The organism is Paenibacillus sp. IHBB 3054, from assembly GCF_051594305.1.
Lineage (GTDB): Bacteria > Bacillota > Bacilli > Paenibacillales > Paenibacillaceae > Paenibacillus_AQ.
Window position 1 is genome coordinate 56,088 of record NZ_JBOFBG010000020.1, and the last position, 15,871, is coordinate 71,958.

Annotated in this window: 11 protein-coding genes and 1 pseudogene; 1 reads left to right on the forward strand and 11 read right to left on the reverse strand. The window is 43.0% G+C overall.

Annotated elements, in window-relative coordinates; genetic code table 11:
- Window positions 1–69 precede the first annotated feature (69 nt).
- From ACQ76X_RS20780 to ACQ76X_RS20825, 10 genes and pseudogenes are all read right to left on the reverse strand, one after another.
- Window positions 70–1,722, reverse strand: a complete 1,653-nt coding sequence (locus ACQ76X_RS20780) for an ABC transporter substrate-binding protein (RefSeq protein WP_438495728.1) — start codon at window positions 1,720–1,722, stop codon at window positions 70–72.
- Window positions 1,723–1,839: 117 nt separating this feature from the next.
- Window positions 1,840–2,724: a carbohydrate ABC transporter permease gene (locus ACQ76X_RS20785; RefSeq protein WP_438495729.1), complete on the reverse strand. Its 885-nt coding sequence runs from the start codon at window positions 2,722–2,724 to the stop codon at window positions 1,840–1,842.
- A gap of 36 nt (window positions 2,725–2,760) precedes the next feature.
- Window positions 2,761–3,657 (reverse strand): ABC transporter permease, encoded by an 897-nt coding sequence (locus ACQ76X_RS20790; RefSeq protein ID WP_438495730.1) that lies wholly within the window; start codon window positions 3,655–3,657, stop codon window positions 2,761–2,763.
- Window positions 3,658–3,996: 339 nt separating this feature from the next.
- Entirely contained in the window at window positions 3,997–4,398 is a 402-nt protein-coding gene (locus tag ACQ76X_RS20795) for a hypothetical protein (protein WP_438495731.1), read from the reverse strand.
- 32 nt (window positions 4,399–4,430) lie between these two features.
- Window positions 4,431–8,204, reverse strand: coding sequence for a GH32 C-terminal domain-containing protein (locus ACQ76X_RS20800; RefSeq protein WP_438495792.1), 3,774 nt, complete (start codon window positions 8,202–8,204; stop codon window positions 4,431–4,433).
- A gap of 322 nt (window positions 8,205–8,526) precedes the next feature.
- Window positions 8,527–9,531 (reverse strand): LacI family DNA-binding transcriptional regulator, encoded by a 1,005-nt coding sequence (locus ACQ76X_RS20805; RefSeq protein ID WP_438495732.1) that lies wholly within the window; start codon window positions 9,529–9,531, stop codon window positions 8,527–8,529.
- A 309-nt stretch (window positions 9,532–9,840) separates the two neighbouring features.
- On the reverse strand, window positions 9,841–10,944 hold the full coding sequence (locus tag ACQ76X_RS20810) for a Gfo/Idh/MocA family protein (RefSeq protein WP_438495733.1): 1,104 nt from the start codon (window positions 10,942–10,944) through the stop codon (window positions 9,841–9,843).
- 142 nt (window positions 10,945–11,086) lie between these two features.
- A complete protein-coding gene (locus ACQ76X_RS20815) occupies window positions 11,087–11,512 on the reverse strand; it encodes a MarR family winged helix-turn-helix transcriptional regulator (RefSeq protein ID WP_438495734.1) in 426 nt (141 codons plus the stop codon).
- 61 nt (window positions 11,513–11,573) lie between these two features.
- Window positions 11,574–12,800: a nitronate monooxygenase gene (locus ACQ76X_RS20820; RefSeq protein ID WP_438495793.1), complete on the reverse strand. Its 1,227-nt coding sequence runs from the start codon at window positions 12,798–12,800 to the stop codon at window positions 11,574–11,576.
- A pseudogene (locus tag ACQ76X_RS20825) lies at window positions 12,789–13,094 on the reverse strand (LLM class flavin-dependent oxidoreductase); the annotation flags it as partial. The gene ACQ76X_RS20820 and the pseudogene ACQ76X_RS20825, both read right to left, overlap by 12 nt.
- A 272-nt stretch (window positions 13,095–13,366) precedes the next feature.
- On the opposite strand from ACQ76X_RS20825, the gene ACQ76X_RS20830 reads away from it, so the two are divergent.
- A complete protein-coding gene (locus tag ACQ76X_RS20830; protein WP_438495735.1) occupies window positions 13,367–13,735 on the forward strand; it encodes a winged helix-turn-helix transcriptional regulator in 369 nt (122 codons plus the stop codon).
- A gap of 179 nt (window positions 13,736–13,914) precedes the next feature.
- On the opposite strand, the gene ACQ76X_RS20835 is transcribed toward ACQ76X_RS20830, so the two are convergent.
- Window positions 13,915–15,864 (reverse strand): FAD-dependent oxidoreductase, encoded by a 1,950-nt coding sequence (locus ACQ76X_RS20835; RefSeq protein ID WP_438495736.1) that lies wholly within the window; start codon window positions 15,862–15,864, stop codon window positions 13,915–13,917.
- Between the last annotated feature and the right edge of the window lie 7 nt (window positions 15,865–15,871).

A 15,871-nucleotide genomic window follows, 5' to 3' on the forward strand; every position in this document is an offset into this window, starting at 1 on the left:
AAAACAGAGGTAGCAAGCCTGAGTGAAGGCATTCCATTCAGGCTTGCTACATGCCTTACCTATAATATTTTATTTCCGAGCTGCGAGATAACGGTCATACCCATCTTGATAGATCTTCATCAAATCATCCAAGCCCATTTCTTTAAGCGAGGCCAGATAATCGCTCCACTCGGAGTCAGAAACCCCTTTCAACATGAATTTGGCGCGCATGGAGTTAGTATAGGTTTGTATCTCTGGTTTCAGCTTTTCAATAGTCTTCAACTCATCTTCTGAAAAGAAGATATTCGGGTATTTTTCTTTCTGCATTTGAGGTACAAAAATATTTTTGATATCATCCAGTCTTTGCTGTGCCCGTGCTTCCGGAGGTGCAATGTTTTCGAAGTCTTCACCAGTGAATACGCCGCCGCCACCTAGTGATACGGTTTGACGGAACTCCCCCGGATTGCTGATATCCGATTTCTGTACCAGTTTGCCATCGGCAGATTTCTCAAACCATTCGCCAATCGGGCCCCAACGGACTTCCGCAGTGGTTTCCGGTTTGTATATCAAATCCAACCACGCAGCAATCAATGCAGGATTCTTTGCTTCTTTCGTAATAACCGAACCTCCTCTAGAAAGTGCGGAACCACTGTTCCATTTGACAACCATATCTTTAAAAGGAGGGACGATCGGATAATGTTTGTCACGTTCAGGACCCACTACGTCCGTATGATCCCACCAGAGAAAAGAGCCTAGGGTTTCCTGCTCAGTCTTCCCTTTCGCATAATATTGCGTATATTCTTGAGTGAAGGATTCCGGATCAACAAGCCCCTCTTTCACCCATTTTGCGATCTCGTTTACAGCATCTTTATATCCATCCTGAATAGCTGCGTAGGAAACCTTGCCATTGTCCACATTTAAATGTTCAGCATATGCGTTGTTACCAGGTTGATAGGTTTTGTCTGGTACACCGAAGGCTCCGAACAAATAACCGATATCACCCGTCCAGAATGCATTGACGAAGGATAAGGGGATTTCATCTGCTTTTCCGTTGCCATTCGGATCTTTGGTTTTAAAGGCAAGCAATACATCATGATATTCTTGAAGAGTGGTTGGCATTTTCAGCCCCAGCTTTTTCAGCCAATCCTCATTTATATAGAGGAAATCCGGGTTAGCACCAATATCTTCTTGACCGGCGCCTAACTCCTCACCTGCAGGAAGAGAATAAATATTGCCGTCAGGAGCAGTGACTTCGGCTTTGATATCCGGTCTCTTGTCAAATAAAGCTTTCAAGTTTGGCATGTGTTTGTCAATCAGATCATTTAGAGGTATAATGGTGCCGTCCTCACCGTATTTCATCAGCTCTGTATCTGTGAAACCGGCTCCGAAGAACATTTCAGGCAAGTCGCCACTTGCTATGAGCAGATTCTTCTTCTCGTTGTAATCTGTCTCGACAATGGTATTCCAATCGATATGAACATTTGACATTTCCTCAAGTTTTTTAGCCATGGTCATTTCGTTATAATCGCTTGGCGCCAGCGGAGCTCTGCGGGCAACCACCTTTAAGGTGGTTTTTTCTTTTAGTGGAAACTGAATGGATGCACTGTCATCCGCTTGATTTCCACTATTCTCTGTATTCGTACCTGTCTTACCATTGTTGCTGTTGTTGTTACTGTTACATGCCGTAGCAAACACGGAAACGGCCATCATTGCTGCCAATAGACCCACAGCTTTTCTGTTCATTCTTCTTAACCTCCCTGTTAAATCTGCTCATTTCATACTTCGTGATCTAGGATTAACCAGTCCCATTCTAATCCAGCTTCACAACACCTCCTTAACGAATATCTGACAAGCTAGGTCTCACCCTTTCACCGAACCCACCATTACTCCTTTGACAAAATATCTTTGCAAGAACGGGTATAAGGCTAACAGCGGAACTGCGGAAACGATAATAACTCCGAACTTGATCAATTCCGTCACACGCTGTTTGGCCAGCATGTTATCAATATCCATAAGCATATTCCCGGACGGTTGGCTTTGGATTAGAATGTTGCGAAGAACCAGTTGCAACGGAAACTTATCACCATCACTCAAGTAGATTAGAGCATCGAAGAATCCGTTCCATTGGCGTACGACAGCGAAGAGGACAAGAACTGCAATAATCGGTTTAGATAAAGGAAGGACAATGCTCCATAAATATCTAAGATTCCTCGCTCCATCAATGGCGGCTGCCTCTCTCAGCTCTTCAGGCAATTCCTCGAAAAAGGTTTTTGCAATAATAATCAGGAATGCATCCATTGCACCAGGGAGAATGACTGCCCACATTGAGTTCATCAAATGCAGATCCTTTACAACCAGATAAGTAGGAATAATGCCGCCATTAAAGAACATGGTAATGATGAAAAAGGTCATAATTACATTTCTGCCATAAAAATCTTTTCTCGAAAGCGGATAAGCCGCCATGATGACAAGAGTTGTGCTGACAAATCCATTCAGTACTGCATAGAGAATGGAATTCTTATAGCCGTTCCATATTGAACTGTCGCTGAAAATCCTTTTATATCCGTCAAAGGTTATATTTTGCGGCAATAACCATACATCACCGGAATAAATCTTGTTTGGGTCACTGATAGAAGCGATCACTATAAAATATAAGGGATACAGAATCATTAAGGTGAAGCAGCCTAGAAACAAATAATTGATTATATCAAATGCCAGATCCGACTTCGTTTTTCTCTTTAACATGGTTTCTCTCCTCCTCTTAGCAGGCGTTCTTCACGCCTAAAACAAGCCCTTGCCGCTTATTTTCTTGGTTGTTTTATTCACAATGACCAGTAGTATTAGGTTTATCACGGAGTTAAACAGTCCGATTGCAGCCGAAAAGCTGTATTCCGCTCGCTGAATCCCCACCTTGTATACATAAGTCGGAATAATTTCGGAGGTAGCGACATTCAAATCAGTCTGCATAAGAAATGCTTTTTCAAATCCAACGTTCATTAGATTGCCTACAGCCATGATGAACAAAACAATAATGGTAGGAGCAATACCCGGTAAATCAATATGACGAATTCGATGCCACTTGGAAGCACCATCCATAACGGCCGCTTCATGCAAATGGGGGTCGATCCCTGCTAGGGCAGCCAAATATATAACTGACGCAAATCCGGTTTCCTGCCAAACGGAGGAGAATATGTACAGAGGCCTGAACCATTTCTCCTCTCCCATAAACATAATCGGTTCACCGCCGAAGGCGGTTACAATATGATTAACCAAGCCGCTGGTAGGGGACAGGAAGATGAACAGCATTCCGACCAGTACGACAGTTGAAATGAAATACGGGGCGTAAATCGCAGTTTGAATGAACTTTTTCATCCTCTGCTGTCTCAATTGATTCAGCATAATGGCTACAATAATGGGGAAGGGAAAAACTATAGCCAAATTGAGCAAGCTTAGCAAAATAGTATTTCCTACGATTTGCTTAAAATTGTAAGATTCAAAAAAGCGTTGAAAATGTTCTAACCCTACCCACTCACTGCCCCAGACCCCTTTGGAAGCTACAAAGTCTTTAAAGGCGATTTGTACCCCATACATAGGCCAATATTTAAAAATTGTAAAATAGGCTACTGGGATCAAAATCAATAGGTACAATTCATAATTCTTTTTCATTTTCCCAAGCATGTACTTTCCTCCATCTCCAATGTAAACGATTACGTAATAGACAAGAGCTTTTTCTATAATTTTGTAAGCTCCCCCGCTCCAAATGGTAAAGTTGACATGTGCTCCGATTATTTAAAATAAATAAACTTGTTTTAAATATAACCACACTTGCCAAAACCCTTGTTTTAAAAGCAGGTAATCGTTTGCGTAATCGATTTTATAACATGATTTTATTCGTTTTTGATAGCGTTGTCAATCAATTTTCTTCCCCTTGAAGTTCTTTTTCCTATCACTCCGTATTCGGTTTTTGAAATTAAAAAACGAACAGAGAAAAAATCCCTGCTCGTTTTTCACAAACCCTTAGTAGCTTATCGTTGCATAGAAACTAACGTATGAGTTGCTTGTCGTTGTTACTTTGAGGCGGTGAAGTGTTCCATTATCAGTGGAATAGAAAGTGTAACTCCCATTAGAGGAGATGTAAACATCCCCCCGATCCTCGAACAGGCCGGTAGATGGATTATATTTTTGAATTGTTGCTTTAAGATTACTGCCACTCGAAAGTCCAGACAATGAGTTTACATTGAGTATGGCTTGGAAATCCGCACGGCTAGGTGTGAAGGTCTGACTGTAACGTGTTTCTCCTGGAAAAACATTGCTGACATTAAGATTTTCGGTTGCAGCACTGACCATATTAGGGATCAGGAACAGACAAAACACCAAACAAAACATCGTAATTTTTCTGGTTTTATTTATTACTCGCATTATTATATCCTCCTGTTAACCATTTTTTAATTCTAGTTTACAAGAACCGGGACGTTTACTTCGTCCACATTAATATGGCCAAAACCGCCAGTAGCATTGTCGACAATCTTGATATAGCAAGTAGTCCCTACATAAGAAGCAGCATTCCAAGTAATACGGCTATAGGCTTCATTGCTGTTGCCTGTCGCTTTTATCAATTCAGTGCCATCCGATGCCCGAACCAAAGCAACATATAAATTATTGATATCGTTGCCTCCGCCAATCAGAAAATCAATGGCTCCGTCGCCACCAAGGGTAAATGCCGCAGATTTCAGCACACCTACCTGAGAATCTCCTCCATCCTTAAATCCCCAGAGATGGTACGCACCGCTTTGATTAAAAGACCCTCCCCATCCCCAGTTCGTATCTGCCACAACATCCGCATCACTGAACGCATTACCACTTACAATAGTCCATCCGCTCAGATTTCCGCTCTCGAAGTCATGGTTTGTCAAACTGCCGAGCACCTGTGCAGCTTGAGTGGTTGCTGTCACGCTGTTGCTTGCTGCCGAGATATTTCCCACAGCATCCTTGGCTTTGACAGTATAGGCATAGGACGTATTTGCTGTTAGTCCGCTATCTGTATAGGTTGCTGTCGTACTCGTACCTACTTGTACCCCATTCCGGTAAATCAGGTAGCCGGTTACTCCCACATTATCCGTAGAAGCCGTCCAACCCAGAGATACAGAATCCTCGGTTGTCCCGGTCGCTTCCAGATTCGTTGGAGCTGTTGGAGCCTCTGTATCACTTGGTCCGCCTTGGACTGGAACGTTAAAATCATCAACATTGATATGGCCCCAATCATCCGTTCGCTCATCGACTATTTTGATATACATGGATGTGCCTATATATTGGGTAGCATCCCAGGATCTCTTCGTGTACCCTTCCGTAACTCCTTTGGTACTCGGCCAATTCCAATAGCTTCCCGGTCCGCTTGATCGATAGAGCTCTTTGCCGTCAGAAGCACGAACAAAGGACACATACAATTTATCAATATCGGAACCGCCGCCGACCAAGAAACTAACCTGACCATTACCTCCGAGTGTAAAACTTTTAGATTTTAATACTCCTGTTGCCGAATTTCCACCACTCAAATTCCCCCAAAAATGGTAATCACCAGTTTGATTAAACGGTTGGTTATTCCCGAATGTCGTTGTATTTGTAACCCCCGAATTGGAAAAAGCCGTTCCGCTCTCTACGATCCAACCGTTTAAGTTACCGCTTTCAAATCCATAATTCGTAATAGTTACAGATGCCGGAGGAGCAATTACAGTAACTGTACTTGAAGAAATTTTTGCGCCGTCTCTTGTTTTGGCTGTAATAGTTGCAGTCCCTCCAGATTTTCCGGTAACTACTCCATTAACCACCGACGCGACCGACGTGTTGCTGGAATTCCATATCACATCTTTGTTCGTTGCATTTGCTGGTGCAACAGTAGCATTAAGCGTTTTTTTGCCGCCTACCGTTACCTCTAGACTTGCAGGACTCAGGCTGACCCCACTGACTGCCACAGGGGTATATGCGGAATTCATTGCCCAAACTTTCAGTGACTTCACAACAATTGAACTGGTGTTTGCATCTCCCCATAGTTGAATGCCTTTTGCATCTGTTCTGATAGAATAAGTACGTGTGGTAATGGATTTAAGTCCATTCAAGTAAGATTCCACCATAGATTTATCCAGGTAGACGTGTAGTTTGACATTTTCACTACCGATATCTATAGTACCCTTTTGGATGCCTTTATTTTGACCTGCAATGGTTTTGGTACGGTCAACGCCATATTCTTTATTACTGTTTTTGTAATAGATTAATGTCTCTTCTTCACTGTTAGGAGATTTTCTGACTTTGATCCCCACACTGTCAGCAGAACCACGGCTTAATTCCATTTCGATCTCAACCGTATCGCTTTGAATGGAAGAAAGCGCAGCATTGGCAGAAGCAAAACTCGTATCTGTTGTAATATTAACAAGTTGCTGACCCCTTAAGGACTGCAGCCCGGAAATTGGATTGATTCCCAGCTTACCGTCCGGGCGCAGCGAAAGTTCTACAGGAAGCCCTGCGTTATGCGCCCATCCTGCGTCTGACTCTTCCTGGGAGTTTCTTTCCCCTTGAGCAATCGTGAACATAATATTACGTCCTGTTTGCGGATCTTCAAACCCGCTTGGACCTGTAAAATGAAAGTCCCCAAAATCCATTAATTGAGGCTTGGGATCATCAGGTGTGAACTTTGCAGTAGAAGCATTCCAAGTACCAATCCAATAGTACACCTCCACATTCGCTCCGCTTCCGACCGGACTGATTGCCAACAAATGCTTGCCGCTTCCCAGAGACATCATAACCGGCAATTCCCATACGCCGCCTAATTCCGGATAAGTTGACGGATTGGTTTGATAGATTGGGCCGCGATAGGTCCAATTCATCAGATTAGGGTCCGTTGTGGAGTAGACAGCTGCAGATCCACCTTGACCATCGTAACCCGTTCCTACCAGCATAAACCAGGTTGAACCATCTTTGAACACATACGGGTCTCTGAATTCACCGAATTTCCCGTATTGCTGGGCAACTGCCAGTTTGGGCTCTTTTACCCATTTCTTCAAATCGTTATCCCCATCCGTCTGAACCGTACTGCGGGCAACCCCCACATTTTGATTGCTGTTAAGGTACGCTCTTGAATCATTGCCGGCAGTTAAGAAAAGAGTAGGATTCCCTGAATCGTCAATGACTGCGCTTCCAGTCCAATCACCATCGGGATCTACCTTGAACAATTCTGGCGATAAGGCAGGCTGCAAGTCTCTCCAATGCACCATGTCATCGCTGACCCAGTGCCCCCACTGCATATTATGCCAATAAGGTCCATGCTGGTTATTCTGATAAAACAAATGGTATTGTCCATTATAATACAGCGGTGCATGAGGTTCATTCATCCAGTGACCCGGTGCAATAGCATGATATGTGGGGCGATAGCGGTCACCGTCATAGACGCTCCGGTCAAAACTGAGGTTTGGTGTCGGCAAGTTTTCTCCTAGCTTTGACATGTAGCTCTGATAGGAGTTCTCTGCTTCAGCATTTGTATAGGCTCCGTTGTATATTTTCACTTCATCGATGAGTCCGTTAAACATATTTAAAGGAAATACGCCAAGTTGGGTACTCTGATTGTTTTTTCCAATCAATAGCTGATTCCCTGAAGGTGTGATTGTGGAACTTGAAGGGATACTGCTCTTAGCCACTTGACGGCCGTTGAGGAACAGCTTCATTGTGCCAGCCGCTCCGTCGACAGTTGCAATAAGATGAGACCATTCATTTCTGGGTATTGGCTCATAGGACCAAACCTCATACCATTGCCCACCCGAGCCGATTTGAAACGACCATGTTCCATGTCGGAACATCCCAAGGACAAACCCCTGTCTTCCGGATTTATCGTGCTGGTTGATGATAGCTGAGAGAGCGCCGTTGTCACCCCATTCATAGGCTCTAGGAGCAACCCAGGCTTCAATTGTCATACTCTGAGAAGAAGTGGTGATCGGAGGGTGTGTCACCCAGTTCGAGTATCCGTCAAATTGCAAGGCCTTGTCGGAAATCCCGTCATTACGCCATATCGGATCACTTGAAGGCTTGTAAACTGCATTATTGAAAACATAATTGATAGAATCAATAGAATTGCTGATGTTTTCTTTTGTCGTTTTTCCGCTTCCCTCATTAAAGTTCCATTCTGCAATTTTAGTAGTTGCAGCTTCGGCTTTAGGTGTATAGATTCCATAAGGCATCATTAACAACGCAGCAAGCAAACTTGCCATTACTCGAATCAATTTTACTTTTCTGTTCACAAAACACCCTCCCACTTTTCACATAAGTTCTCCTTCATACTTGGCAAAGAACTTTTAATCGTCTCCCTTCAAGAACTGCAAGTTTAAATTCAAATATTATCTGTAGGCCTCACCACCTCTCAGATTGATTTCCGGCAACCACACCTATGATAATAGCGCTTACAAAATACTTTAAAAAATAATTGACAATCAAAAGAAGCAATTGTATACAGACACTCTCTGAATTAATCCATACGTAATCGATTACGTAAAATATAAAAAAAAGTCAGAGCGATTGTCTGACTATCAAATTGGCATCTAAGCGATGTTCCTCTTTTCCAGAAGTGCCATCTTCAATTCTCTGCAATATCACTTCAGCAGTTTTTACACCCAGCTGGTATGACGGCTGTTGAATAACGGTTAACGGCGGATGAGTGACCCGAGTCCACTGAAAATCATCAAAGCCAACAACGGCTAACTGGTCCGGTATACGAATCGAATGGTCTTGCAGATACGTCATCGCGCCCATTGCCATCACATTATCCGTCACAAAAATAGCTGTTGGATTCATCTCCAGCAAATCCCCCATGTTTCTGTATCCGTTCTCAAAGCTCACTTCTCCAAAACAAATCAACGAATCATCCAATTCAAGACCTGCATTCATCAATGTTTCAGAAAAACCCTCATACCGTTCAATCGTTGTCGTAACCGAAAGGGGGCCGGATAAAAAAGCAATTCTTTGGTGGCCTTTGTCTAGAATCCTTTGTATTGCTTCCTTAGTCGCAGTTTTGTTGTCAATGAGTACGGAATCTCGTTCACAATGATTAGGGACTCTATCAATATAGACCACCGGATAATCTCCGAACAAACACTCGTAATCGCAATCCCTGCTGGCCGGAGCCACGATCAGTCCGTCAATCATTTGTGAATCAAACATCCCGATTTCTTTATTTTCCACTTCAACATTGTCACTGGAGTCACTCAAGATCAGGTGATAGCCCCTTTGTTTCAATACGCTTTGAACTCCGGCTGCTACCGACATAAAGTAAAAGTTGGAAGTTTCTGAAGCAAGGATCGGTGCAAGAAACGCAATAATATACGACTTGCGGCTGCGCAGTGAGCGGGCTACCGAATTGATTCGAAAGTTCAACTCATTCATTGCAAGATTCACCTTCTGTTTCGTCTCATTGGATACAAACCGCGTTCCGTTAATGACATGTGAAACAGTAGCTGTAGATACATTAGCCCTTAAAGCCACATCTTTAATACTGACATTCTTTTTTTCAGTCATCTAAATTACACCTGTCTCGTTTCGCATTAAGCATATCCGATACCTCAATTGTTATTCCCAATGTGTTCATTGAAGTAAACGATTACTTACTATATAATATATTTTCACTAGAAGCTTTTGTCAAATATTATTGTCAATTCGAGTGATTACCCCTTTATTTCACAGTTTGCTGGAAGTGAAATTCCTCATTCCGTTAATCCCCTGGCTGGGGTGTACTGTATCTATATACAGTTGTACTGATCCTTTCTATTTCTTAAAAGGAAAGGACCGCTTAATAATTGCAGTCCTTTCAGCATACATTCTAAAGTGTTATATATACTGCCGTTCTCCAGTTTGTGCTGCTTGCTCCACTGCATCAAGTAACTGATGAAGTTTGACCGCATCTGCGAAACTTGGTGTCAAGGATGTTCCTTCCTGGATGTCTCGGGCAAACTTATGGTAAGCCTGAGCGATATTCAGAACAAATCCCGAGTCATTCTTAAGGGAATCCGGTACCCAGTAATATGAAGCGGGAATTGTTAATTCATGTAACTCTTGGTCCATAGACCCTGCTCCCCGTAATTGATGTGATCCGAATTGAATCGAAGCTGGCGCACTCAACACGATTGTGCCCTTATCTCCGAAGATTTCAAGTGTAAGTCCTGTCTGATGTTTGACTCCACCTTGAATATGAACGCTGGCTGCTGCACCGTTAGTCAATTTTCCTGTAATCAGTATTTGATCATCCGTCGTCTTCTTAATGAATTTATGGATATCCACCAATTCGACTTCAGGAAACTGTTGTGCTGTGACAGCAGAAAGTTCTGTAAAGTCCCCAAGCATGTAGGTAAATGCATCCAGATTATGTCCGCCTACAATAGTGAGCAAGTTCCCTCCTACCTTCCGATCAAATAAGTACGCAGTAGCCTTATCCGCCACTCCCCCCATCCCATCCAAAGATATCTTTAAATTGGCTGACAAGACTTTTCCAACATAGCCTTCCACCAATAAATCTTTCACATAATTGATGGCTGGGGCCTGTCTGCCTTGTAATCCAATTGCATTTGGCAACTGGCTGGACGCTGCCCACTCCTGCATTTCAAGCGCTTCACCCGTATTTGATCCGAGTGGCCATTCACAATATATCGGTTTTCCCGCAGGCGCAATGGCTTTAACGGCATTATAATGTTCCTTGACGTTAATACTGACGACTACCATGTCCACATCAGGATGCTCTGCCAAATCCTTCATGTTATCAAATCCGTGATCTGCGTGGAAAGCTTCTGCACTCTTCTTCGCACTCTCCATATTACTTGTCCCAACTGCCGTAAGCTCAAACTCATTCAAGTGTTCAATGGCTGGAATATGTGTACCGCTTGCCCATCCGTTATTAATTGAAGCACCTATAATTCCTGTACGAATTTTTTTACTCAATGTAAAACATCTCCCTTATTTTGAATTTTTCGGGTGATTACACATATGGAATACAGCCCAATAATAATGCACCCTTTATCATTGTGATGATAAATCACAAATATTATTTAGCCTACTAAATATATTCCGAAAGATGGAGAACTCATAATAAATTGTTCTCCATCATTTTCATTAATCGTCCTAGTATAAAGCGATCTTCCATAGAAATAGAATGTAGTAATTTTTCCTGTTGTGCTTTCCATTTGATTTCAACCGGGGCTTCTAATTCTTTTCCTTTGTCTGTAAGATAAATTCGCATAACTCTTGCATCTTGCTCATCACGTTTGCGGTATATAAATCCATTTTGCTCTAATGATTTGACCATATTCGTTACCGTAGGAGGTTCGCATTTTAAATGTTCACTTAGTTGCATTTGTGTTATCCCATCGCCTAACCACAAGCGATACAGTAAATTATCTTGGCCAACATAAAGGTTAAGCTCTCTTAGAGATTCGCTGTAATCTCGACGCATTTGGGAGGAAATTCGATCTAACGACTGACGAATATCACAATCCATTTGATCTGTCATTAATTCATCATCCCTTGAATGTTATTTAGCGGGCTAACTATATCATGACGATTTTGATGTGTCAAATTAATTTAGGGTGAGCTTCCTTCTGGTCAAAAGAGATTGATTTAACAATTTCATCAATCACTTCTTGACACGTTAGTATTTGCTGAATGCCACCGGCTGATTCAGATACACTTATGGTCCCATTAACCAGATCGCCATCTAACATTCCTATTTTGAACCCTTCTCCATAATATTTGTATGCTTCTGCATGCTTTCCTTGATTAATGAGTTCTAACGCTTTTTTGCCCGCTTCTGTAGGAATGGTTCTCAAATGTCCTGTACCTGATTTAAATTCAATAAACTCTTCACTTTTCACCTTAATGATGGCTTTTTTTGTTTCTATACTAGCCGGATTTTCCTTAGTCGCTATGAACCTTGTCCCCATATATACACCTTCTGCACCCATAGATAGTGCTGCTTTCGCTCCCCGGCCATCTATAATCCCTCCGGCAGCAATAACAGGTATTTTTACAAGTGAAGTGATTTGTGGAACAAGCGAAAGAGTACTAATTTTATAATCACTCATATGGCCACCAGCTTCATAACCTGTAACGATAAGTGCATCCACTCCTGATTTTTCAGCTTCTACAAGTTTTTCTACGGTTGGGCTTAAGTCTCTGTAAACTACCTTAATGTCATGTTCTTTAAGCCGTTTCAGTTCCCGATCGACCACATTTTGTCCAATGGCAATAACGTATTTCACATCTTCTTTTACCAATACATCAAAAACTGCATTAGTAAACGGGTCTTCTGTAGCCCCTCCCATCGGGAAAATGTAATTTACTGCAAATGGTTTATTCGTTAATGCTTTTACCTTGCGAATTTCTTTGGTTAGCCGGTCTGCCATATCTTCTGCACTCGTCGCTTTTTCGGTTTGGCCAGCATTTGGCCCCAATACGCCCATTCCACCTGCACTTGATACTGCTGCAACAAATTCCGCAGAGGTTACCCATGTCATTGCAGCTGAAATAATAGGGTGCTCTATTCCCAGTAATTGTGTAATTCGGTTTTTCATAAATAAATTCCCCCGAAGTGTGTCCTCCTCATATTCCTTTCGAAATATGCCTTTATCTTGCAATATAGGTACAACCAATTTAATAAAGTCCTCAAATCCTGCTGGATGATCTTGTCTAATCAGCAAGATATCCATGACACCTTCGTGATACCAATGTTCTATTGTTTCGGCAACCTTCTCCGCAGATCCCATTAATTGAGGCTTTGGCACTCTATAACCTTTAGGCATCCATGATTCGATTTCCCTTAGCTTTTCTAAGGCCTCTTTTTCCGTTTCACCAACGATGGGATTTTGAGAAGGCATCATCAGTAGGTCGTTTGGTGAACGCCCTTGATTTTGCACTTTACGTTTAAGTTCAGCAGTGAATGCCTTGAGATATTCCAACTGATCTCCAGGCGCCATGATGACTTCGGCATGCTTTGCAGCTATATCCATAAATTCCGAGGAGGTACCGGCTTGAAAGATGACCGGTCTGCCTTGTCGAGATCGACTAATATTTAATGGTCCCTCCACCGAAAAGTAATTCCCGGTATAATATGAACAAAGTCTAAAATCGAAAGTTTTAGTCTATTTCCTGTATTCACTTATCAGTAACTCCTTTCCGTGTTATATTTATTTAGCTTACTAACTATAAAACGAAAACAAGGACATTATCCTTTCGCATTTTAGGTAAACTAAAATTAATTGTTTTTGTTTGTTGACACAATCATAAAGTCATTATGTTCATTTGCAAAGAGGGCAATATAAATGAACATAGTACAACTTTTTGTACCTTAAGATTAGGAGTGATATCAATGAGGGTCTGTAATGAAGGATTTGATAAAGAATTTATGGATGAAAAAAGGGATATGTACGCGATAGCCTTTACCCAAAACGTTCTTTCAGGACGTTGGAAATATTTTATATTATGGTATCTAAAAGGAGAAAACCGCCGTTATACAAATATAAAAAAATTTCTTGGAGGTTTATCACAAGGCTCTCTCACAATGCAGCTTAAGGAGCTTGAGAACGATGGAGTTATTAAACGTGATGTTTATCCGGAAGTTCCCCCGAGAGTAGAGTATTCGTTAACGGACAAGGGAATCAAATTACTGCCAATCCTTGAGAAGATGGAGGACTTCGGTAAAGAATACGGCGAAAAACCCGAATCCGATGAAGGTTAGAAAAAGAAGAGGTAGTCCCATAAGCAGGCTTCTCTGCAAATGGGACAGCTCCTTCTCAAAATGTATAAGAAAATAAAGGTTAACCGGATAAGTGTATCCTACTCATGTTTTAAAGGCTTATCGCCTCCTACAGTTTCGACATGAACCGACTGCGATAGGGCTCCATTAAGGTCGGATCATCAAATATCAAGCGCAGCATGGTATCCTTGATAGATTGCGGTCGTGATGGTAGACGCTTTAACACAATCCCCAATTTGAGCAACATAAGGTGCGCAATCCATTAACTCATCTACAACGCTTCTTCTTGCCCGTTGACCAAGTGCACAAATTACCGAAGTCCCAGGAATCAGTTGCTCTTCCCCGTCCGGATTCAGACAAACCACACCCTCCGGTGTAACACACAGCCCTTTATATCCTAAATGAACTTGAATGTTCAGCTTGTCGATTTCCTTCAGCATAATCGGGCGATGTCTGATATTAGCATCCGGAGCCAGTTCGGTTCTCATCTCTACCAAATGTACAGTCTTGCCTTCCTGAGCAAGGTGAATGGCTGCTTCAGAACCCGCCAGACCGCCTCCCAAAACGACTACGCTGTCGGTAACCTTATCCTTCTCGAGATAATAGTCATTAACAACAACTACATTATCACCATTAAGTCCTGGGATTGGAGGAACGATGGCTGCGGAACCGACGGCGATAATTAACGCGTCCACATTTTCGTTCTCAACATACTCTTTGGTAACTGTTGTGTTCAGACGAACCTCGACACCGGCATCTTTGGCTAATTTTCCTAGAGTAACCCCTAGCTCATACATCTCATACTTAAATGGAAGGGCCTGTTCTCCCCGCAGAATACCGCCCACATCGTCAGACATCTCACATAAAATGACCTGATGTCCGCGTTTGGCAGCAGTCATCGCTGCATACAGTCCGCCTGGACCACCGCCCGCTACCAGAACCTTGAGCGGATTAGGCGAAGGATATATTTCTGTCCCATCCATTTCACGGCCGATTAACGGATTCACCGTACAGCGTCTTGTAGAGGTCTCCGCACGTTCTGCCATGCAGGTGAAGCATCTCAGACATTTAATAATGTCCTCGTCACGGTTGCCCATGACCTTTCTAGGCAGCTCCGGATCAGCCAGCAGTGCGCGGGCCATTTCAACAACATCCGCCTGACCGCTGGCAATAATCTCTTCCATTTGAGCCGGGTCATTCAACCCGCCAACCGTGGCAACCGGAACACTCACATGCTTCTTGATCTCTGCTGCAAGATAAACATTACTTCCATGAGGCAAGAACATCGACGGGTGTGTAATACCAAATCCGGTCTGATATGTTCCCGCAGATACATGCAGCAGGTCGACTCTTGATTCAATTAACTTGGAAATTTCAATTCCTTCTGCAAGGTCATAGCCGCCTTCAAATAACTCCGAACCGCTTATTCTAAACTCGATAGGGAAGCCTGGGCCTACAGCTTTGCGGACACTGTCAAGAACCTCCTGTGCAAACCGCACCCGATTCTCCAAAGCTCCGCCATACTTGTCTGTTCTGCGGTTGAAGTAAGGAGAAAAGAACTGATTGATCAGCCAGCCATGTCCGCCGTGGACCATAATCATCTCATAACCCGCTCTTTTGGCAAGCCCGGCACATCTGCCATAAGCCGCCACGATGTCATCAATCAGTTCTTGTGTAAGCTCCTTCACTTCTCTGCCGTCCGGACGTACTCCGGGGCTGGGTCCCCACTGTGCCAGTCCTTGCTTCTTATTTTTGTCTGTCAGATACGTACCGGCATACTGTCCGGAATGCGATAATTCCACACTGGCGATGGCCCCGTGACGGCGGATAGCATCTGCAGTATAAGTAAAGCTGGCCAGGGAATCTACGGTTCCCAGATCCAGATGATACATGTGGGAGGCTTCCGTTTCGGGATGCACCACAACTTCACTCACCGTAACTGAGGCAGCTCCGCCTTTAGCTCTCAACTCATAAAAGGCTGTGGATTTCGGGCCAATGGTACAGTCTGCTGTAATATCGGTTCCTCCCATGGGAGAGCCAAACATTCTATTTCTGAAGGTCACATTTCCAATCGTGATGGGTTTACACAGGTTCGGATATTTTCTTTGCATGATTTCT

What these genes read in the sequence shown, in the direction of transcription:
- ACQ76X_RS20780 (WP_438495728.1), bottom strand. Translation starts at nt 1,722, where the DNA reads ATGAACAGAAAAGCTGTGGGTCTATTGGCAGCAATGATGGCCGTTTCC.
- ACQ76X_RS20785 (WP_438495729.1), bottom strand. Translation starts at nt 2,724, where the DNA reads ATGTTAAAGAGAAAAACGAAGTCGGATCTGGCATTTGATATAATCAAT.
- ACQ76X_RS20795 (WP_438495731.1), bottom strand. Translation starts at nt 4,398, where the DNA reads ATGCGAGTAATAAATAAAACCAGAAAAATTACGATGTTTTGTTTGGTG.
- ACQ76X_RS20820 (WP_438495793.1), bottom strand. Translation starts at nt 12,800, where the DNA reads ATGCCTAAAGGTTATAGAGTGCCAAAGCCTCAATTAATGGGATCTGCG.
- ACQ76X_RS20815 (WP_438495734.1), bottom strand. Translation starts at nt 11,512, where the DNA reads ATGACAGATCAAATGGATTGTGATATTCGTCAGTCGTTAGATCGAATT.
- ACQ76X_RS20805 (WP_438495732.1), bottom strand. Translation starts at nt 9,531, where the DNA reads ATGACTGAAAAAAAGAATGTCAGTATTAAAGATGTGGCTTTAAGGGCT.
- ACQ76X_RS20830 (WP_438495735.1), top strand. Translation starts at nt 13,367, where the DNA reads ATGAGGGTCTGTAATGAAGGATTTGATAAAGAATTTATGGATGAAAAA.
- ACQ76X_RS20800 (WP_438495792.1), bottom strand. Translation starts at nt 8,204, where the DNA reads ATGATGCCTTATGGAATCTATACACCTAAAGCCGAAGCTGCAACTACT.
- ACQ76X_RS20790 (WP_438495730.1), bottom strand. Translation starts at nt 3,657, where the DNA reads ATGCTTGGGAAAATGAAAAAGAATTATGAATTGTACCTATTGATTTTG.
- ACQ76X_RS20835 (WP_438495736.1), bottom strand. Translation starts at nt 15,864, where the DNA reads ATGCAAAGAAAATATCCGAACCTGTGTAAACCCATCACGATTGGAAAT.